Origin of the sequence: Pseudosporangium ferrugineum, assembly GCF_003002065.1 — a bacterium.
Taxonomy (GTDB): Bacteria; Actinomycetota; Actinomycetes; order Mycobacteriales; family Micromonosporaceae; genus Actinoplanes; species Actinoplanes ferrugineus_A.
In genome coordinates this window covers 774,033-792,827 of the sequence record NZ_PVZG01000001.1, presented here as the reverse complement: position 1 = coordinate 792,827, position 18,795 = coordinate 774,033, and the positions used below count along the sequence as shown (strand labels likewise).

At 73.0% G+C, this 18,795-nt stretch carries 18 protein-coding genes; 11 read left to right on the top strand and 7 right to left on the bottom strand.

Annotated elements, in window-relative coordinates; translation table 11 throughout:
- Nucleotides 1–5: 5 nt before the first annotated feature.
- The gene (locus tag CLV70_RS03440; protein WP_106124809.1) at nucleotides 6–1,460 is read right to left on the bottom strand and encodes an XRE family transcriptional regulator; all 1,455 of its coding nucleotides are present in this window, start codon (nucleotides 1,458–1,460) and stop codon (nucleotides 6–8) included.
- 119 nt (nucleotides 1,461–1,579) lie between these two features.
- Between CLV70_RS03440 and aceA the strand changes: the two genes are divergently transcribed.
- The 3 genes from aceA (at nucleotide 1,580) to CLV70_RS03425 (ending at nucleotide 6,121) form a co-directional block, all read left to right on the top strand.
- Entirely contained in the window at nucleotides 1,580–2,869 is a 1,290-nt protein-coding gene (aceA, locus tag CLV70_RS03435; RefSeq protein ID WP_106124808.1) for an isocitrate lyase, read from the top strand.
- Nucleotides 2,869–4,485: a malate synthase A gene (gene aceB / locus CLV70_RS03430; RefSeq protein WP_106124807.1), complete on the top strand. Its 1,617-nt coding sequence runs from the start codon at nucleotides 2,869–2,871 to the stop codon at nucleotides 4,483–4,485. Before aceA ends, aceB begins: the two co-directional genes overlap by 1 nt.
- Nucleotides 4,486–4,642: 157 nt before the next feature.
- The gene (locus CLV70_RS03425; protein ID WP_106124806.1) at nucleotides 4,643–6,121 is read left to right on the top strand and encodes a mannitol dehydrogenase family protein; all 1,479 of its coding nucleotides are present in this window, start codon (nucleotides 4,643–4,645) and stop codon (nucleotides 6,119–6,121) included.
- A gap of 18 nt (nucleotides 6,122–6,139) precedes the next feature.
- Here CLV70_RS03425 and CLV70_RS03420 read toward each other — a convergent pair whose 3' ends face one another.
- Nucleotides 6,140–7,387, bottom strand: coding sequence for a sensor domain-containing phosphodiesterase (locus CLV70_RS03420; protein ID WP_106124805.1), 1,248 nt, complete (start codon nucleotides 7,385–7,387; stop codon nucleotides 6,140–6,142).
- Between the two features lie 217 nt (nucleotides 7,388–7,604).
- Here CLV70_RS03420 and CLV70_RS03415 point away from each other — a divergent pair, with 217 nt between their 5' ends.
- From CLV70_RS03415 to CLV70_RS03400, 4 genes are read left to right on the top strand one after another with little or no spacing between them, the layout of a single operon-like run.
- Nucleotides 7,605–8,345 (top strand): lytic polysaccharide monooxygenase, encoded by a 741-nt coding sequence (locus CLV70_RS03415; protein ID WP_106124804.1) that lies wholly within the window; start codon nucleotides 7,605–7,607, stop codon nucleotides 8,343–8,345.
- Nucleotides 8,330–8,932 carry a DUF305 domain-containing protein gene (locus tag CLV70_RS03410; protein ID WP_245907988.1) on the top strand — a complete coding sequence of 201 codons (603 nt, stop codon included), beginning with the start codon at nucleotides 8,330–8,332 and terminating at the stop codon, nucleotides 8,930–8,932. The genes CLV70_RS03415 and CLV70_RS03410 overlap by 16 nt, the downstream gene beginning before the upstream one ends.
- A gap of 48 nt (nucleotides 8,933–8,980) precedes the next feature.
- The gene (locus CLV70_RS03405; RefSeq protein WP_106124802.1) at nucleotides 8,981–9,490 is read left to right on the top strand and encodes a MarR family winged helix-turn-helix transcriptional regulator; all 510 of its coding nucleotides are present in this window, start codon (nucleotides 8,981–8,983) and stop codon (nucleotides 9,488–9,490) included.
- A gap of 10 nt (nucleotides 9,491–9,500) precedes the next feature.
- Nucleotides 9,501–10,031 carry a GNAT family N-acetyltransferase gene (locus CLV70_RS03400; RefSeq protein WP_106124801.1) on the top strand — a complete coding sequence of 177 codons (531 nt, stop codon included), beginning with the start codon at nucleotides 9,501–9,503 and terminating at the stop codon, nucleotides 10,029–10,031.
- Here CLV70_RS03400 and CLV70_RS03395 read toward each other — a convergent pair.
- A complete protein-coding gene (locus tag CLV70_RS03395) occupies nucleotides 10,015–10,659 on the bottom strand; it encodes an O-methyltransferase (RefSeq protein WP_106124800.1) in 645 nt (214 codons plus the stop codon). The genes CLV70_RS03400 and CLV70_RS03395 overlap by 17 nt on opposite strands.
- 50 nt (nucleotides 10,660–10,709) lie before the next feature.
- Here CLV70_RS03395 and CLV70_RS03390 point away from each other — a divergent pair, with 50 nt between their 5' ends.
- A complete protein-coding gene (locus CLV70_RS03390) occupies nucleotides 10,710–11,297 on the top strand; it encodes a TetR/AcrR family transcriptional regulator (RefSeq protein WP_106124799.1) in 588 nt (195 codons plus the stop codon).
- Here CLV70_RS03390 and CLV70_RS41650 read toward each other — a convergent pair.
- The 3 genes from CLV70_RS41650 to CLV70_RS03375 all read right to left on the bottom strand — a co-directional run bounded on the left by CLV70_RS41650 (nucleotide 11,260) and on the right by CLV70_RS03375 (nucleotide 14,311).
- Complete coding sequence (locus CLV70_RS41650) at nucleotides 11,260–12,429, bottom strand: outer membrane protein assembly factor BamB family protein (RefSeq protein ID WP_106124798.1); 1,170 nt, start codon at nucleotides 12,427–12,429, stop codon at nucleotides 11,260–11,262. The two genes, CLV70_RS03390 and CLV70_RS41650, sit on opposite strands and share 38 nt — an antisense overlap.
- 77 nt (nucleotides 12,430–12,506) lie before the next feature.
- Nucleotides 12,507–13,145, bottom strand: a complete 639-nt coding sequence (locus CLV70_RS03380; protein ID WP_106124797.1) for a response regulator — start codon at nucleotides 13,143–13,145, stop codon at nucleotides 12,507–12,509.
- Nucleotides 13,142–14,311 (bottom strand): sensor histidine kinase, encoded by a 1,170-nt coding sequence (locus CLV70_RS03375; protein ID WP_106124796.1) that lies wholly within the window; start codon nucleotides 14,309–14,311, stop codon nucleotides 13,142–13,144. The genes CLV70_RS03380 and CLV70_RS03375 overlap by 4 nt, the downstream gene beginning before the upstream one ends.
- Nucleotides 14,312–14,476: 165 nt before the next feature.
- On the opposite strand from CLV70_RS03375, the gene CLV70_RS03370 reads away from it, so the two are divergent.
- From CLV70_RS03370 to CLV70_RS03360, 3 genes are all read left to right on the top strand, one after another.
- The gene (locus tag CLV70_RS03370) at nucleotides 14,477–15,268 is read left to right on the top strand and encodes an ABC transporter ATP-binding protein (RefSeq protein WP_106124795.1); all 792 of its coding nucleotides are present in this window, start codon (nucleotides 14,477–14,479) and stop codon (nucleotides 15,266–15,268) included.
- Complete coding sequence (locus CLV70_RS03365; protein ID WP_106124794.1) at nucleotides 15,265–17,823, top strand: ABC transporter permease; 2,559 nt, start codon at nucleotides 15,265–15,267, stop codon at nucleotides 17,821–17,823. The genes CLV70_RS03370 and CLV70_RS03365 overlap by 4 nt, the downstream gene beginning before the upstream one ends.
- Nucleotides 17,824–18,147: 324 nt before the next feature.
- On the top strand, nucleotides 18,148–18,477 hold the full coding sequence (locus CLV70_RS03360; RefSeq protein ID WP_245907987.1) for an alpha/beta hydrolase: 330 nt from the start codon (nucleotides 18,148–18,150) through the stop codon (nucleotides 18,475–18,477).
- Nucleotides 18,478–18,486: 9 nt separating this feature from the next.
- Here the strand turns inward: CLV70_RS03360 and CLV70_RS03355 are convergent, their stop codons facing one another.
- Nucleotides 18,487–18,789, bottom strand: a complete 303-nt coding sequence (locus CLV70_RS03355; RefSeq protein WP_106124792.1) for a DUF427 domain-containing protein — start codon at nucleotides 18,787–18,789, stop codon at nucleotides 18,487–18,489.
- Between the last annotated feature and the right edge of the window lie 6 nt (nucleotides 18,790–18,795).

Sequence of the window (18,795 nt, the reverse complement as noted above, 5' to 3'; positions counted from 1 at the left end):
CCCGGTCAGGGCTGGGCTCGGCGGTCCAGGAATTCGTAGACGTCCTGGGCGTCGACACCCGGGAAGGTGCCCGGCGGGAGGGCCGCCAGCAGGTGCGAGTGCACCCGGGCGCTCGGCCAGGCGTGGCCCGACCATTGCCGGACCAGGGCCGCCGGGGGGCGGCGGCAGCAGTCCGGGTCCGGGCAGCGGGAGACCGTGCGGCGGGCGGTGTCGCCGCCGCGGAACCAGCGGGCGTGTTCGTACGGGGTGCCGACCGTCACCGAGAATTCGCCCGAGCGGGTCGATTCCACGTGCACCGTGCACCAGTACGTGCCGCCGACGGTGTCGGTGAACTGGTAGAAGGACGAGTACGGGTCCGGGGCCTGGAAGACCGTGCGGGAGGCCCAGTTGCGGCAGACCGGCTGGCCCTCGATCGCGCCGGTCACGTCGGCGGGGAAGCGGACGCCGTCGTTCTCGTACGCCTTGTAGACCGTGCCGCTCTCGTGGACGCGGCAGAAGTGGACCGGGATGCCGAAGTGGTGGGTCGCCAGGTTGGTGAAGCGGTGCGCCGCCGTCTCGTAGGAGACCCCGAACGCGTCGCGGAAGTCGTCGATCGCCAGGGCCCGGTCGGCCTTCGCCTCGCTGAGGAATTCGACGGCGAACTTCTCCGGCATCAGCAGCGCCGCCGCGAAGTAGTTGGCCTCGACGCGCTGGCGGAGGAAGTCGCCGTAGTCCGCCGGGTCCTCGTGGCCGAGGACGAAGTGGCCGAGGGTCTGCAGCACCACGGCGCGCGGGTCGTGGCCCTTGTTGCTGGCCACCTGCGGCAGGTAGATGCGGCGGTTGCGCAGGTCGGTGACCGAGCGGGTGGAGCCGGGCAGGTCGGGCACGTAGTGCAGGCTGAAGCCGAGGTGGGCCGCGATGTCGAGGATGCCGCGCTGCGACAGCGGGCCGGTGGCGTGCTTGACCGACTGGAGGACCTTCGCCGCGGCCCGCTCGACGTCGGCGAAGTAGTTGTCGCGCCGGCGCATCCGTTCGCGCAGCTGCTGGTTGGCCCGCCGCGCCACCTCGGGCGTGGCACTCTGCTCGGTGAGCAGCCGGGTCAGCTCCCGGTGCAGGCCGATCAGCGACTCGAGGGCGTCCGCGGGCAGCCGCCGCCCGGCCCGCACGGCCGGCAGCCCCAGCGCCAGGTAGGCGGGTTCGCGCTGGAAATGGGCCAGCTCGATCTCCAGCCCGGCGCGCCGGCTCGGCGCTTCCGGCCGCAACAGATCCTGCATCGGTACGCCCAGAGCACCCGCGATCGCCTGCAGCACGCTGAGCTTGGGTTCCCGTTTGCCGTTCTCGATCAGGGACAACTGGGAGGGCGCCCGGCCCACCGCGGCGCTGAGCTGGTCGAGGGTCATGTTCTTCGACCGGCGCAGATGGCGCAGCCGCTGGCCGAGGGTCACGAGATCGACGCTGGCGTCGGAAGGTGAAGCCGTCACGGGTTTTTACGCTAGCAGAAGATTAACGATTCTTCTCCTCACAAACGGCTTCAGAGGGCGGGTGGGGCTGCGCAACAGTCGAGTTCTTCCACCGGGGAGCAGGGCGGAAAGGACAAGAGATGACTGATCAGCTGACCGACGTCAGGGGCGGTACCGCCGCGGACCTCACTCGGGCCTGGGCCGGCGATCCTCGATGGCTCGGCGTCAAGCGCAGCTACACCGCGCAGGACGTCGTCCGTCTGCGGGGCAGCTTGCAGGAACGGCACACCCTCGCCGAGCGCGGTGCGCAGCGGCTGTGGGAGCTGCTGCACGACGAGGAGTACATCAACGCGCTGGGCGCGCTCACCGGCGGGCAGGCGGTGCAGATGGTGCGGGCCGGCCTGAAGGCGATCTACCTCTCCGGCTGGCAGGTCGCCGCCGACGCGAACCTGTCCGGGCACACGTACCCGGACCAGAGCCTCTACCCGGCGAACTCGGTGCCGGCCGTGGTCCGCCGGATCAACAACGCCCTGCTGCGCGCCGACCAGATCGACACCGCCGCCGGCCGCCACGAGCGCGACTGGTTCGCACCGATCGTCGCCGACGCCGAGGCCGGCTTCGGCGGTCCGCTCAACGCGTTCGAGCTGATGAAGGCGATGATCGCCGCCGGCGCCGCGGGCGTGCACTGGGAGGACCAGCTGGCCTCCGAGAAGAAGTGCGGCCACCTGGGCGGCAAGGTGCTCATCCCGACCGCGCAGCACATCCGTACGCTCAACGCCGCCCGCCTCGCCGCGGACGTCGCCGGGGTGCCCAGCCTGATCATCGCCCGCACCGACGCGCTCGCCGCCGACCTGCTCACCACCGACGTCGACGAGCGGGACAAGCCGTTCCTCACCGGTGAGCGTACGGCCGAGGGGTTCTTCCGGGTGCGCAGCGGCCCGGAGTCCGCGATCGCCCGCGGGGTGGCGTACGCCGACTACGCCGACCTGCTCTGGGTCGAGACCGGCAAGCCCGACCTGGAGTTCGCGCGGTCCTTCGCCGAGGCGGTCCACAGGGTGCACCCGGACAAGATGCTGGCGTACAACTGCTCGCCGTCGTTCAACTGGAAGCGCAACCTCGACGACGCCACGATCGCCCGGTTCCAGAAGGAGCTCGGCGCGATGGGTTACAAGTTCCAGTTCGTCACGCTGGCCGGCTTCCACGCCCTGAACCACTCGATGTTCGAGCTGGCCAAGGGCTACTCCGAGACCGGCATGAGCGCGTACGTGAAGCTCCAGGAGGCCGAGTTCGCGGCCGAGTCCGAGGGCTACACCGCGACCAAGCACCAGGCCGAGGTCGGCACCGGCTACTTCGACGCCGTCTCGACCGCGCTGAACCCGGAGAGCTCCACGACGGCGCTGTCCGGCTCGACCGAGGCGGAGCAGTTCTGATGAGCGGCGAGGAGATCACCATCACCGGCGAGAGTCAGGGGCGCTATGCCGAGATCCTCACCCCCGAGGCGATCGACTTCGTCGTGGCGCTGGACCGCGAGTTCGGCGCGCGGCGGGTGCAGCTGCTCGAGCGGCGGCGCCGGCGGCGGGCCACCCGCACCACGGAGCTGGACTTCCTGCCGTCGACCGAGGCTGTCCGCAAGGACGACTCGTGGACGGTGGCACCGCCCGCCGAGGACCTGACCGACCGGCGGGTGGAGATCACCGGCCCGCCCGAGCGCAAGATGACGATCAACGCGCTCAACTCCGGCGCCAAGGTGTGGATGGCCGACTTCGAGGACGCCACGTCGCCGACCTGGGAGAACGTGGTGCTCGGCCAGCTCAACCTGCGCGACGCGCTGGACGGCAGGCTGGACTTCACCGCCCCGGACGGCAAGGAATACAGGGTCGGGGAGTCGATGCCGACCATCATGGTCCGGCCCCGCGGCTGGCACCTGCCCGAGTGCCACCTGCGGATCGGCGGTCGCGCGGTGTCGGCGTCGCTGTTCGACTTCGGCATGTACCTGTTCCACTGCGGCCGCAGGCAGCTCGACCGCGACAGCGGCCCGTACTTCTACCTGCCCAAGCTCGAGAACCACCTCGAGGCGCGGCTGTGGAACGACGTGTTCGTCTTCGCCCAGCAGCAGCTCGGCATCCCGCGCGGCACGATCCGGGCGACGGTGCTGATCGAGACCATCACCGCGGCCTTCGAGATGGACGAGATCCTGTACGAGCTGCGCGAGCACTCGGCCGGGCTCAACGCGGGCCGGTGGGACTACCTGTTCAGCATGATCAAGAACCGGCCGGACGTGGTGCTGCCGGAGCGCTCGCAGGTGACGATGACGGCGCCGTTCATGCGGGCGTACACGGAACTGCTGGTCCGGACCTGCCACCGGCGCGGCGCCCACGCGATCGGCGGCATGGCCGCCGTCGTGCCCAGCCGTGACCCGGTCGCCGCCAAGCGGGCCCTCAACCAGGTCCGGCAGGACAAGCGGCGCGAGGTCGGCGACGGCTTCGACGGCTCGTGGGTGGCCCACCCGGGCCTGGTCGAGACGTGCCGGGAGGTGTTCGATCAGTGGCTCGGCTTCGAGCCGCATCAGATCGTGCGCCGCCGCGACGATGTGCACGTCACCGCGGAGGACCTGCTCGACGTCAAGGAGACGGCCGTGGCGGTCAGCGAGGTGGCACTGCGCACCAACGCCAGCGTGGCGCTGCGGTACACGGCCGCGTGGCTCGGCGGCCGGGGCGCGGTGGCGCTCGGCGGGCTGATGGAGGACGCGGCGACCGCGGAGATCTGCCGTACCCAGCTCTGGCAGTGGATCTCGACCGGGACCCCGACCGACTACGGCGTGCCGGTGACCGCCGGGCTGGTGACCCGGATGCTCCGCGAGGAGCTGGACGTGCTCGCCGAGACCGGCGCGCTCGACGAGGACGCCGCCCGGCGCTTCGGGCAGGCCCGCACCCTGCTCACCGTGCTGCTCACGGAGCGGACCTGCCCGGAGTTCCTCACCCTGCCCGCCTATCTGCGGCATCTGACCGGCGACAAGCCCGCCCCGGCGCCGGTTCTGACCGCCTGAGCGGCGGGAACGGCACGGCCCGGCGGTGCACCACCGCCGGGCCGTGACCGTTTGCGCACGGCGCCCGCCCGGGTCGGCGGCCGGGCACCAGCGGGCGGCTCCGCGGGATGCGATGCTGGGGTTGTCCCAGGCCCCTCGCCGTGCGGGAGGACACCCGATGTTGCCGCTCAACGCCCGGAACCTGTCGTCATTGCCGGCCGGGTTGCCGGTCCCCGCGTACGACCGCGGCGCCCTGCGTACCGGGATCGTGCACTTCGGGGTCGGGGGGTTCCACCGGGCCCACGAGGCGATGTATCTCGATCGCCTGATGTCCGCGGGCAAGGCCCTCGACTGGGCGATCTGCGGGGTCGGGGTGATGCCCGCCGACCGGCGGATGCGTGACGTGCTCGCGGCCCAGGACGGCCTCTACACCCTGGTCGTCAAGGCGCCCGGCGGCACGCTGGAGCCCCGGATCGTCGGCGCCATCACCGAATACCTGTACGCGCCCGACGATCCCGAGGCCGTCATCGAGAAGATGGCCTCCGCCGGCGTCCGCATCGTCTCGCTGACCGTCACCGAGGGCGGCTACAACTTCAGCGCGGTCACGGGGGAGTTCCTCGCCGACAACCCGGACGTCCGGCACGATCTGCGGCCCGGCGCCGTGCCCCGGACCACCTTCGCGCTGATCACCGAGGCGCTGGCCCGCCGCCGCGCCCGCGGCCTGCCGCCCTTCACGATCATGAGCTGCGACAACATCCAGGGCAACGGGGACGCCGCCCGGCGCAGCTTCGTCGCCTTCGCCACGCTGCGCGACCCGGAACTCGGCTCCTGGGTGGACGGGAACGTCGCGTTCCCGAACAGCATGGTGGACCGGATCACCCCGGTGACCACCGACGACGATCGCGAGGAGGTCCGCAGCCGGTTCGGCGTGGACGACGCCTGGCCGGTGGTCTGCGAGCCCTTCACCCAGTGGGTGCTCGAGGACGCGTTCCCGCTCGGCCGGCCGCCGTTCGAGGACGCCGGGGTGCAGGTCGTGGCGGACGTCGAACCGTACGAGCTGATGAAGCTGCGCCTGCTCAACGCCGGCCACCAGGCGCTCTGCTACTTCGGCTACCTCAGCGGCTACCGGCTCGTGCACGACGCCGCCCAGGACCCGCTGTTCGCGGACTTCCTGCTGGCGTACATGGCCCGCGAGGCCGCCCCGACGCTGGCACCGGTGCCCGGCATCGACCTGGACGAGTACCAGCACCAGCTCATCGACCGCTTCTCCAACGCCCAGGTCAGGGACACGGTCGCGCGGTTGTGCGCGGAGAGCTCCGACCGGATCCCCAAGTGGCTGCTGCCGGTGATCCGCCACAACCTGCGTACCGGCGGCGAGATCCTCCGCGCGACCGCGGTGGTGGCGTCGTGGGCCCGCTACGCCGAGGGCGTGGACGAGCAGGGCAGGCCGATCGAGGTCGTGGACAACCTCCGCGAGCCCCTCATGGAGGCCGCCCGCCGCCAGCGCGAGGACCCCCTGGCCTTCCTCGCGAACCGCGACGTCTTCGGCGACCTGATCGACGACGAGCGCTTCGTGTCGGCGTACCGGTCGGTGCTCTCCTCCCTGCACACCAAGGGCGCCCGGGCCACCCTGGAGGATCTCGCCGCCGCGTCCTGAGCGCGACCGCCGGCCCGGTCAGGCCGGGGTGAGCAGGCCCGCGGCGTCGGCGCCCTCGGCCGGGGCGATGATGCGGAGCAGCGAGCGGGCCGCCGCTATCACCAGGTCGCGGTCGTGGGTCGTGGCGAACGCGAAGCGGCGGTCGCGGTCCGGACCGGTGTCGCCGAGGTCACGGGCCACCAGGGCGGCCGCGCGGTGCGGGCCCACGACGATGACGTTCCATTCGTCGCGCAGCGGATCGCCGGTCGTGAGCGAGGCGCCGCGGATGCCGGGGGCCGGTCGTTCCGGCAGGCCGACCCCGATCGCCGCGACCAGCGGGCTGTGCCGGGCGATGCGGGCGAAGCGGCGGGCGGTCGCGGGGGTGAAGTGCTGGGCGTCCTGGAAGCAGGCGAGCAGGACCGGGCCGTCCTCGGCGAGGGCCTCGAGGTGGCGGCTGATCGGCATCAGCTCCCCCTTGGTGGTCTCCACGACCGGGCGGCGCGGCGCGACGATCTCGTACGGCGTCCCCGCGATCGACGCCGGCCGGGACGCCGGCGTCAGGAGCGGTGCCGCGGCCGGGGCAGTGGCGGGCAGCGGTCCCGGCCGTCCGTAGCGCCACCCCTGACCGATCGTGGCGCCCATGGTCCGGGCGATGCGCTCGTGCACCGCGGTCTCCACGCCCTCGGCCAGGATCGTGGCCCCGCTGGCCTCCGCGTACGCCTGCACGGCCGCGACCACCTGCGCGGTGTACGGCTCCGACGGCGAGCGCAGCAGGCTCATGTCGAGCTTGACGACGTCGGGGTGGACGAACGGCATCAGGGCCAGCGACATGGGGTCGGCGCCCACGTCGTCGAGGGCCACGCCCCAGCCGGCCGCGCGGCAGTGCGCCGTGGCGGCCAGCAGCGCGGACGGGTCGTCGGCGATGGCGCGCTCGGTCATCTCGGTGACCACGCGCAGCCGGTCGTGGGCCGCGGCGACCACCCCGGCCAGGTCGGGCGGGCAGGGCGTACGCCAGGCCCGGGGTTCCATGTTGACGAACAGCGGGGTACGCAGGCCCGCCTCGAGCGCCACCCGGTACGCCGCCGCCCGGCACACCCAGTCGAGTTCCCCGTCCAGCCCCGCCTCGCGCGCGGCGGCGAACAGCGTCGCCGGGGCCTCCCAGCGGGTGCCGGCCGGTCCGCGGGCGAGGGCCTCGTAGCCGACCAGGGCGCCGGACGCCAGCGACACGAGCGGCTGGAACACCGGCGTGACCGCGCGGCCGCCGATCACGTCGCGAAGTTCACCCACGTCCTGCTGTTCGGCAGGCCCGCGGGGAAGCTGAGCGCGGGGAATACAGGGATCGAAAAACTTCACTATCTCTCTTTACTGTTAACAAGCTTTAACTTATGTTGAGCGAACAGCCGGGATCCCCCCAGTGCCCTTCCCGCGCACTTCCCGGACGTGTCCCGCGGCGGGCCGGGTCCCCCCAGCCCGGCTCGCCGTCCCCCATGAAGAGGAGCCCTTCATGAGACGCCGGATCGCCCTTCCCCTGCTCAGCGCCGCCACCATCGGAGCCTCGTTCTTCGTCGCCGTCGCACCCGCCTCGGCGCACGGCTACATCTCCTCGCCGCCCAGTCGGCAGGCCAACTGCGCCAGCGGCGCGGTGGCGAACTGCGGCGACATCATCTACGAGCCGCAGAGCGTCGAGGCCCCGAAGGGTTCCATGCAGTGCAACGGCGGCGGCAGCCGCTTCGCCGTCCTCAACGACAACGGCAAGAACTGGCCGGCCGCGTCGGTCGGGCGGACGGTGACGTTCAACTGGGTGCTCACCGCCCGGCACGCCACCAGCACGTGGGAGTACTTCATCGGCAACACCCGGCTCGCCTCCTTCAACGACGGCGGCGCGCAGCCCGGCGCCACCAAGTCGCACACGGTGAGCATGGGCAGCTTCTCCGGCCGGCAGACCCTGCTGGCCCGGTGGAACATCGCCGACACGGTGAACGCCTTCTACGCCTGCGTGGACCTCAACATCGGCGGCGGTGGCACCCAGCCGCCGCCCACGACGCCGCCGACCACCCCGCCGAACCCGCCGCCGACCACCCCGCCCACGACGCCGCCGGCCGGTGGCACCTGGCAGGCCGGTACGGCGTACGCGGTGGGCAGCACGGTCACCTACGGCGGGGCGACGTACCGCTGCCGCCAGGCGCACACCGCGCTCGCCGGCTGGGAGCCGCCGAACGTGCCGGCGCTGTGGGAACGGATCTGACGATGACCCCGGGGCGGGTCCACGGCCACCGGCGTGGACCCGCCCCGCGCGTCGTGGCGCTGCTCCTCGCGCTGCTGCTCGCGGGCTGCGGCGGCGCCGCCACGCCGGAGCCGGCGCCCGCTGCGGCGTACAACGGCACCGATGTGATGTTCCTGCAGATGAGCCTGGAGTACATCGCCCAGGGCGACCGGGTCGTCTCGCCCGCCGCGCGGCGGGCGGCGGACCCGCGGATCCGGGCGCTCGCGACCGAGCTCGGCGGGCAGTGGGCGGCCGAGGCCGCGACGATGCGCCGCTGGCTGACCGGCTGGCAGCAGCCGGCGTCCGCGGACCCGGACGCCGGCGCTCACGCCGGCCACGGAGACCTGCACTCGCTGCGGCCGTCCGACATCGCCGAGCTCACCGCGGCGAAGGGCGGCGACTTCGACCGTACGGCGGTCAGCCTGCTCCTCGGCCACCTGCACAACTGCGTCGAGGTGGCCCGGATGGAGTCCGCGGGCGGCCGGTACCCGCCGGCCCGGGACCTCGCCGGCCGGATGACCGTCGCCCGCCAGTCCCAGATCCAGCGCCTGCTGGGCCTGGCCGCGTAGCCCGTACGGGCCCTAGTTGAAGCTTCAAACTCACAGTACGATGGTGGCGTGAGTGCCGAACCCGCGCGACCGGCCCGCTGGCTGAGCAGCGAGGAGCTGGAGTCCTGGCTCCCGGTGGGCGGGCTGCTGCTGCGCCTGCCCGCGGCACTGGACGCCCAGATGCAGCGCGACTCCGGCCTCAACCACTTCGAGTATCTGGTGCTGGCCAACCTCTCCGAGGCCCCGGGGCGGACCCGCCGGATGAGCGCGCTGGCCGCCCTCGCCAACGGGTCGCTGTCCCGGCTGTCGCACGTGGTCAAGCGGCTCGAGGGGCGGGGCTGGATCGAGCGCCGGGCCTGCCCCGAGGACGGCCGGTACACCAACGCCGTGCTCACCGAGGCGGGGTGGCAGAAGGTGCGGGAGAGCGCCCCCGGCCACGTCGAGGCGGTGCGGTCGCTGGTCCTCGACGCCCTCTCCGGCGAGGAGCTGGCCGCCCTCGGCGACATGGCCCGCCGCGTCCTCGCCCGGCTCGAGGCGTCGGACCTGAATCAGGTGGCCGGTCCCGCACCGCGCCGTTAATCTGCCTGCCATGCCGCAGCTGATCGCGCCCACCGCCCGTCTGCACCGCCAGTGGCTCGCCGCGCGGGACGACTGGGGGCGCGGCGTCCACCAGGACGGGTCCGGGCTGCGGCCCGGGGACGAGGTGGACACCGCGGACGGCTTCGCCGCCTACGTCCGCAGGCTGCTGCGCGAGTCGGATCCCGAGGTGCCGCCGGTGCCGGGGTGGGTGCACTGCACCTATTGGTGGATCGTCGAGGGCGACGAGGTGCTGGGCACGATCTCGCTGCGGCACGAGCTCACCGAGGCGCTCCTGGACGGTGGCGGGCACATCGGTTACGGCGTACGCCCGGCGGCCCGCCGTCGTGGCCTCGCCTCGGCCGCGCTGGCGGAGGTTCTCGCGTACGCGAGGAAGCTCGGTCTTGATCGGGTGTTGCTGACGTGCAAGGTGGACAATCAGGGGTCGCGCCGGGTGATCGAGGCGAACGGCGGGGTGCTGGAGGACGTCCGGGACACCGCCTACGGCCCCGTGCGGCGCTACTGGATCACGCTGCCGGGGTGAAGCAGCTCAGCTCCATGCCGTCCGCGACCGGGAAGTCCACGGTGACGTATCCGTTCGCGGGATCGCGCACGTACGCCAGATAGTCGCCCATGCTCGCGAACGTGGTGTCGTCGGCGACCACGAGCGCTCCCGGCCGCAGCCGCGGTTCGAGCAGCCGCAGGACCGGCAGGCACAGCTCCTTCCAGCCGTCGAGCAGCACGAGGTCGACGGGGCCGGGCACGTCCGCGAGCGTCTCGAGGGCGTCGCCGGGCAGGATCGTGACGACGCCGGCCAGGCCCGCCCGCGCCAGATTGTCCCCCGCCGCGGCGACCTTGTCGGCGCTCAGTTCGGTGGTGAGGACGTGCCCCTCGCCGTTGTCGCTCACCGCCGCGGCCAGAAAGATCGTCGAGATGCCGTGCGACGTGCCGAACTCGACGACCGTGCGGGGGCGGCAGGTGCGGGCGAGCGCGTAGAGCAGTTCGCCGCCGCTGCGGGAGACCGGCATGTAGATGTCCCGCAGGGCGTCGGCCCGCTGCCGGGCGTCCGCGCGCGACAGATCGGGAACGGGACGGTCGTCGTCCCGCTCGGCGGCGGCGAAGAGCCTGTCGAGTACGGCGGCAGCGGCCGACCGTGTCAAGGTGGTGGTCATGGCAGTTAGAGTAGACGCAACGTTGCGTCTCGACAAGAAGGGCGTCGAGGATGAACCACCGGGGCAACCGGCACGGGCGGAGCGAGGAGGCCCGGCGCAGCGTGTTGCGGGCGGCCGACGACCTGCTCGCGGAGAAGGGCTTCGCCGCCCTGACCATCGAGGGCATCGCGGCCCGGGCCGGCGTCGCCAAGCAGACGATCTACCGGTGGTGGCCGTCGAAGACCGACGTGCTGCTCGACGCGTACGCCGAGGACGCGGCCGAGGATCTGACGCCGCCCGACACCGGGAACCTGGCGGACGATCTGCGGGGGTATCTGATCTCGCTGGCCCGGTATCTCACCGGCTCCGACGCCGGCGCGGTGTTCCGGGCGCTCGCCGGGCAGGCGCAGCACGATCCGGCGCTCGCGGCGCGGCTGCGCCAGGACCATCTGACGAGGCAGCGGGCGCGCGACCGCGGGCCGCTCGAACGCGCGGTGGCGCGTGGCGAGCTGCCCGCGGGCACGGACCTCGAGGTGCTGGTGGACCGCCTGGTCGGCCCGGTCTACTACCGGATCCTGGTGACCGGCCAGGAGGTCACCGAGGACTTCGTGGACGAGCTCGTCACGGCGTGTACGTCCGCACCGTCCGCCCGTTCGTGACGTACAGCCGCCCGGCGGAGAGGACCACGTGGTCGGTGGCGGTGCCGAACGTGCGGATCGTCTTGCCGCTCGTCGGCGCCAGCACCAGCAGCGACTTGCCGCTGGTCGCGTACAGCAGGCCGCCCGCGCGGACCAGGTGGCCCGGGGTCTTGAGCGCCCGCGTCCAGAGCAGCTTGCCCTTCGCCGTGTCGTACGCGTTGATCCGCCCGGCCGAGGCGACGTAGACCCGCCGCCCGTCGGTGGCCAGCTCGCCCGCCTCGTTCTTCACCGACCACAGCGTCTTGCCGCTGGTGGCGGCGAGGGCGCGCAGGCCGGCGGAGTTCGACACGTAGAACTGGGGGAGGGACGGGTCGGCGGCGCCGGCGGCGTACCGCAGGCCGGTGCCCCAGGTGCCGATGCCGGTCTTGATGGAGGCGTCCTCGGTGTACGCGCTGGTCGTGCCGGCGAGCAGGATGCGCCCGCCGCGGGAGACCGGGCCGGCCAGGACGGCGTTCGGTCGGCTCCACAGCGACGCGCCGTCGGACAGCCGGAAGGCCTGGACGCCGTGCTCCTCGTCGCAGATGCCGCAGTAGCCGGAGACCGCGACCGTCCCGGCGTCGACGACGACGGTGTCGGTGGTCCAGCCGGTGATGCTGCTCCACCGTTCATCGCCGGTGGCCGCGTCCAGCGCGATCACGTTGCTGTCGTAGTTGCTGTTGGAGTAGCAGGCGATGTCCGTGACGACGACCGTGTCGCCGGCGACCGCGAGCCCGGTGGCCTCCAGGTAGCCCGCGAAGTGGGCCCAGAGCTTCTTGCCGGTCTTCGTGTCGTACGCCCCCACGCCGTTGCCGTCCGGCTCCAGGACGAACATCCGGCCGTCGGCCACCACGGGTGCCACCGGGTTCAGCGGGCAGCTGTCCACGGCGGCCTTGGGGGTCACCGTCCAGCGGGTCTTCAACTTCTTGACCGTGCCGGAGTTGATCACGGATTCGGCGGGGTTGTAGAAGGTGTGGCCGGCCCCGTAGCCGTCCTGGTTCCAGTTCGCCGCCGGTGCGGCCGCCGCCGTCGGGGTGACGGCGGCGGCGAGGCCGGCGGTGGTCAGGAACGCTGTCGTCGCGGCCAGGCCGAGGCGCGCACTTCGCTTGAGCTGCATGGCCAAGATCGTCGGCGCGGGGCCGGTCGGCGCGGGCCTGTTTTGATGGACAAAGGGGAGGAATCCCCCGTTCAGGGTCAGCTCACCAGCCGACGCTCCCACGCCCACGCCGCGATCTCCACCCGGTTGCGGGCGCCCAGCTTGGTCTGCACGCTGCCGAGGTGCGTCTTCACCGTGCCGACGGAGATGAACAGCTGCGTGGCGATCTCGGCGTTGGTCAGCCCGCGGGCGGCGAGCTTGACCACGTCCAGCTCACGCGGGGAGAGGCCGCCGTCGTCGTCGCTGGGCGCCGGCGGGGACAGGTGCTCCAGCAGCCGTACGGTGATCGACGGGCTGATCAGCGCGTCCCCGGACACGGCCGCGCGGACGGCCTCGACGAGCAGCGACGGGCCGGAGTCCTTCAACAGGAAACCCGCGGCGCCGTTGCGCAGGGCCTGGTGCACGTACTCGTCGAGGTCGAAGGTGGTCACCACGACGACCTTCATCGGATCGGCGACGCCGGGGCCGGCCAGCAGCCGCAGCGCCTCCAGGCCGTCCATCCGGGGCATGCGGATGTCGAAGAGCGCCACGTCCGGCTTGAGCTTGCGGGCCATCGCCACCGCCTCGACGCCGTCGGCCGCCTCGCCGACGAGCTCCATGTCGGGCTGCGCACCGATGATCATGCCGAAGCCGGTGCGTACCATCGCCTGGTCGTCGGCGATCATCACGCGGATCACCGCGTCACCTCCTGGTCGAGCGGCAGGGCCGCGTCGACCACCCAGCCGCCGTCGATGCCCGGCCCGGCGGTGATGCGCCCGCCGACCGCGCGGACCCGCTCCTGCAGGCCCACGAGACCGTACCCCGGCGCCTCCCGGGTCGCGGGAGCCCTGGGGGGCAAACCGTCGTTCGCCACCCGGACGAGCAGCCAGTCGGGCGTACGCCGGACCCACACGTCGGCCACCCGGGCGCCCTGCGCGTGCCGGCGGATGTTGGTCAGCGCCTCCATCACCACCCGGTACGCCGAGGTCGACACCTCCACGGGCACGCCGGTGGTGCTGCCGTCCAGGTGCAGCCGGGCCAGCGGGCCGCCCGAGTTGGTGAACTGCTCCAGCAGCGGGCCCAGCTCGTCCACCCCGGCCAGCGGGGTCAGCGGCGCGTCCGGCTTCGCCTCGGGGTCGCGCAGGACGCCGACCATCCGGCGCATGGACGCCATCGTCTCCGCGCCCGCGGCCTCGATCTGCTCCAGCGCCAGCAGCACCCGCTTGGGGTCCTGCTCGGCGACGAAGCGGGCGCCCTGGGCCTGGATGACGATGCCGGTCACGTGGTGGGCGATGAAGTCGTGCAGGTCGCGGGCGAACTCGGCGCGTTGCTCCGCGCGTACCGAATCCATCGCCCGGCGGCGGGTCGCCTCGATGTTGCGCAGGTAGACGCCGAGGCCGATCACGGCCGTGGCGGCCAGGCCCTGGATCAGGCCGACGATGACCATCTCGTAGTCCAGCCCGCTGCGCAGCGGGAGGAAGCCGAGCGCCATCGACACCGCGAGCACCCCGCCGACGGCCCACTGCGCGTCGCCGCGGCGGCTGACCACGAAGAGGACGCCCAGCAGTCCGACGGTCTCGGCGAGGCCGTAACTGCCGCCCGTCCCGGAGTCGCCGGTCAGCACCATCGTCAGCAGCAGGGAGCCGATGCCGAGCGCCAGTGCGACTTTCGGCAGACGCTTCGAGCCCTGGCGATGGCGGGGCAGCCAGACGACCGCCGTCGCGATCGCGGTCAGGATCTGGATCAGCACGAAGGAGCCGCTGTTGGTCATGCCGTTGGCCAGGTCGAAGAGACCGAGGCAGGCCATGAGGAACAGGGCGGCGAGCTGGCCGAGGCGCAGCAGAAGCAGGCGTTGCGTCAACATCGTGACCCAGCGTAATGGCATCCTCCCGGCGCTCCATCGGCCGAAAGGCAGATCCACGCCGGACCGCGAGCCCCACCCCGGACCGATGTGCGGACCGGGTGCCCTCGCCCAGGATTCTCCCAGTTCCCCACTTGCGTCATCTCTTGCGATCTCGGAGGCAACCCCATGCACACCCAGTCCCCGGCCGACGTGCCGACGACACCCGCCGCGGGCGGCGCCGACGGCCGGCTCACCGCCGTCGCGGCCGTGGACCTGGTGAAGGTGTACGGCAGCGGCGACACCGCGGTGCGCGCCCTCGACGGCGTCACGGTCGGCTTCACCCGCGCCCAGTTCACCGCGATCATGGGCCCGTCCGGCTCCGGCAAGTCGACGCTGATGCACTGCCTCGCCGGGCTCGACACCGCGACCTCCGGCAAGGCCCTGCTCGGCGGCACCGACCTGACCGTGCAGCCGGACCGGGTGCTGACCAAGGTCCGCCGGGAGCGGATCGGCTTCGTCTTCCAGTCGTTCAACCTGCTCCCGCAGCTCACCGCCGAGCAGAACATCACGCTGCCGCTGGACCTGGCCGGCCGCACCGCCGAGCGCGGACTGCTCGCCCACCTCACCGGCGTGCTCGGCCTCGACGGCCGCCTCACCCACCGGCCCAGCGAGCTCTCCGGCGGCCAGCAGCAGCGGGTCGCGCTCGCCCGGGCCCTGGTGGCCCGCCCCGAGGTGGTCTTCGCCGACGAGCCGACCGGCAACCTCGACTCCCGCTCCGGCGCCGAGGTGCTGTCCTTCCTGCGCGGCTCGGTCCGCGACCTCGGCCAGACCATCGTCATGGTCACCCACGACCCGGGCGCGGCCGCGTACGCCGACCGCGTCGTCCTGCTCGCCGACGGCCGGATCGCCGGCGAGATCGACCGCCCCGACCGCGCCTCCGTCACCGAGGCCCTGCAGAGCCTGGGGAACCACCGGTGAAGGTCCTCGGAACCCAGCTGGCCGGCGTCGCCAAGCGCCCGGCCCGGCTCCTGCTGACCGGCCTCGCCGTGCTGGTCGCCTCGTTCGTCGTGTACGCCACCGTCCTCGCCCAGCAGATCACCGAGCGGACCGCGATCGAGGGGCTCAGCGGCACCCCGGCCGCGGTCGACCTGGTCATCGGCGCTCCGGCCGACAGCGGCGGCGGGGTGCAGATCCGCGCCGCCGACGTGGCCGCGCTGCGCGCCCTGCCCGGCGTCGCCGAGGCGGTCGGCCGGGCCGAGGGCGGCGGCGACCTGAACGGCGACTACCTCGCCGTGATGTCCGACCCGGGCAGCGGCCCGCTCGCCACCGTGAAGATCGCCAAGGGCGTGTACCCGTCGAAGCCCGGCGAGATCGCGGTGACCCCGCGGACCGCCGACCGCATGGGCCTGCCCGTCGGCAGCGCGGTCACCATCCACACCGACTGGGACGACAAGGGCCGGCCGATCAAGCCGGCGCAGGTCAAGGTCACCGGGATCGTCGACGCCGACAGCGACTACGGCTTCGTCGGGTACGCGCCGGAGAAGATCGTGACGGCGCTCTCGCGCGACAAGTACATGAGCCGCGTCGAACTGCGGCTCGCGCCGGGCACCGATCGAGCGGCCGTCACCACCGCCGCGGAGCGCATCATCGCCGCGGCCCCGGCACCCGCCGAGGGCGCCGACCGGGCGGCCGTCATGCAGGGCGACGACGTGCGCCTGGCCGAGGCCAACGAGGCCGCCTCCGACCTCGACGAGGTCTTCATCGCGGTGGGCGTGTTCGTGTTCGTCGCCGTCCTCGCGGCCGGCCTCGTCGCCACCTCGACGTTCCGGATCGTCTTCGCCCAGCGCATGCGGCAGCTGGCGCTGCTGCGCGCGGTCGGCGCGGGCCGCGGCTCCATCTGGCGTGCCCTCGCGGTGGAGGGCGCCCTGACCGGCTTCGTCGCGGGCACGGTGGGCGTCCTGGGCGCCCTGCTGGTCGGGTACGCGGTGCTGCCGCTCGCCGGCCTGTTCGACCTCGACCTGGTCGCTCCCGGCCTGCCGCTGATGCCCGCGCTCGGCGTGGTCGCGCTCGCCGTCGGCATCACCGTCCTGGCCGTGCTGGCACCCGCGTTCACCGCCGCGAAGGTGGCACCGCTCGAGGCGCTGCGCTCGGCGAGCACCACCGGCGGGCGCAAGAGCATCGGCGTGCTGCGGGGCGTGCTCGGCGTGTTGCTGCTCGGCGGGGCCGGGGTGCTGGCCGCGTACGTGTTCACCAACCTGCCGGGCCGTGACACCCGCAACTACAACCCCGAGCCGATGCTGCTCGCCACCGTCGGCTCCGGCGCCCTGGCGTTCCTGGCGCTGATGGCGCTCGGCCCGCTGCTCGTGCGCCCGGTGCTCGCCACGGTCGGCTGGCCGCTGCGCCGGCTCGGCCCGGTCGGGCGGCTCGCGGTCGGCGGCGTCGGCGGTGCCCCCCGCCGGGCGGCCGCCGTCTCGATCGTCGTCGCCCTCGGCGTCACGCTCATCGCCGGCGTGGTGGTGACGGGTGCCTCGGTCCGCGTCCTCGCCGGCCGGGAGATGGCCGTCTCGTCGCCCGCCGACTACGAACTGACCGCCAACGGCGACGAGAAGATCTCGCAGGCGGTGCTGGACCAGATCCGGCAGAGCCCCGACCTGGCGCACGTCTCGCCGTACCGCCGGCTGTCCGGCGTCCGGGTCGGCGCGACGGACGACGAGGCGGCCCCGACCGACCTCGTCATGTCCGGCCTGCCCGAGCTGCGCAAGGTCGACGCGACCGAGGGCTCGCTGGCCGCGCTCGGCCCCGGCAAGATCGTCCTGGCCGGCTACGCGGCCGAGAACCACGGCCTGCACGTCGGCGACACCACCACGCTCACCAAGGGCAAGAAGCAGGTCAAGCTCGAGGTCGTGGCCGTACTGCCGGACGACGGGCCGCTGCACGCGTACTTCATGCTCGACCCGTCGGACCTGACCAAGCTGGGCGCGACGGCCACGTACTCCGGCGTGCTGGCCGACGCGGCCAAGGACGGCGAGCAGGGCCGCACCGCGGGGCAGAAGGCGCTGCGCCAGGCCGTCCAGGGCCGCCCCGGGTACGGCGTCGAGGTGCTCGCCGACCAGCGCGACGAGTTCAACCTGGTGCTCAACGGCGTCCTCGCCGTCGTCATCGGCCTGGTCGGGCTGACCGTGCTGATCGCGGTCGTCGGCGTCGGCACCACGACCGCCCTCTCGGTGGTCGAACGGGTCCGCGAGTCCGGCCTGCTGCGCGCCGTCGGGCTCTCCCGCGGCGGCCTGCGGGCGATGCTCACCGCCGAGTCCAGCCTGTACGGCCTGATCGGCGCCACGATCGGGCTCGTGCTCGGCGTCCCGTACGCCTGGCTGTCGCTCAAGGCCCTCGGGGTGAACGCGCCGCTCGAACTGCCGGCCGGCCAGCTCCTGGTGGTGTTCCTGGCCCTGATCGTGTTCACCGCCGCCGCGGGCGTCCTGCCGGCCCGCCGCGCCGCGAAGGTCAGCCCGGTCGCGGCGCTCGCGACGGACTGACCGGACGGCGCCCCGGCCGGGTAACGTGCCGGGGGTGAGCGATCTCTCCGCCGTGGATCCCGGGTTGCGCGACGCGCTGCCCGGGATCCTCGCTGCCGGCCCGCGCCCGCTGACCCTCGAGACGCTGGCCACCCGGCGCGCGCTGGGCGCGGCGCAGCGGCTCACCGACGAGCAGGTCCGCCGCGGCGGCGCGGTGACCTTCGAGGAGCGGGACGACCTGCTGATCCTGCGGCCCGCCGGGGAGACCGGCCCGCTGCCGTGCGTGCTCTACCTGCACGGCGGCGGCATGGTCGCCGGGGACGAGCGCAGCGACCTGCCGTCAGGTTGGAGTCCGCGGTCCACGTCTCGTACGGCTGGACGGCGCTGCTCGGGACGGCGCGCGGCGGGGCGGACGTGCCGGCGTACGCGGCACCGGCCCGGGCGACGGACCTGTCCGGGCTGCCGCCGACCTTCCTGGACGTCGGCAGCGCGGACATCTTCCGCGACGAGGACGTCGACTACGTCCGGCGGATCTGGGCCGCCGGTGGCACCGCCGACCTGCACGTCTGGGCCGGCGGCTATCACGGCTTCGACGGCCTGGTGCCGGACGCGCCGATCTCCGTCGCCGCCCGCCGCACCCGCATCGACTGGCTGCGGCGAGTGCTGGCGGCGTAGCGGTGCGGCTCAGCCGATCTGCACCTGCGTCTTGTCGAAGGCCACGTAGCCGCTGTAGTCACGCCCGACCCGGTCGAACGACGCCGGGTACGGCTTCGGATAGCTCCACGCCGCGTCGTGGTAGGTCGTCCCGTCCACCGACACGTCGTGATACTGCGCGTCGCCCTTCCACGGGCAGTTGTACGGCGTCGGGCTGTCGCTGAACAGCTCGGCGGTGAGCGAGGACGGCGGGAAGTAGTAGTTGCCCTCGATGGTGATCAGATCCGGCTCGGCCGCGTCGGCGACGACGGTCCCATTGATGGTTGCCTGCATGCCCCC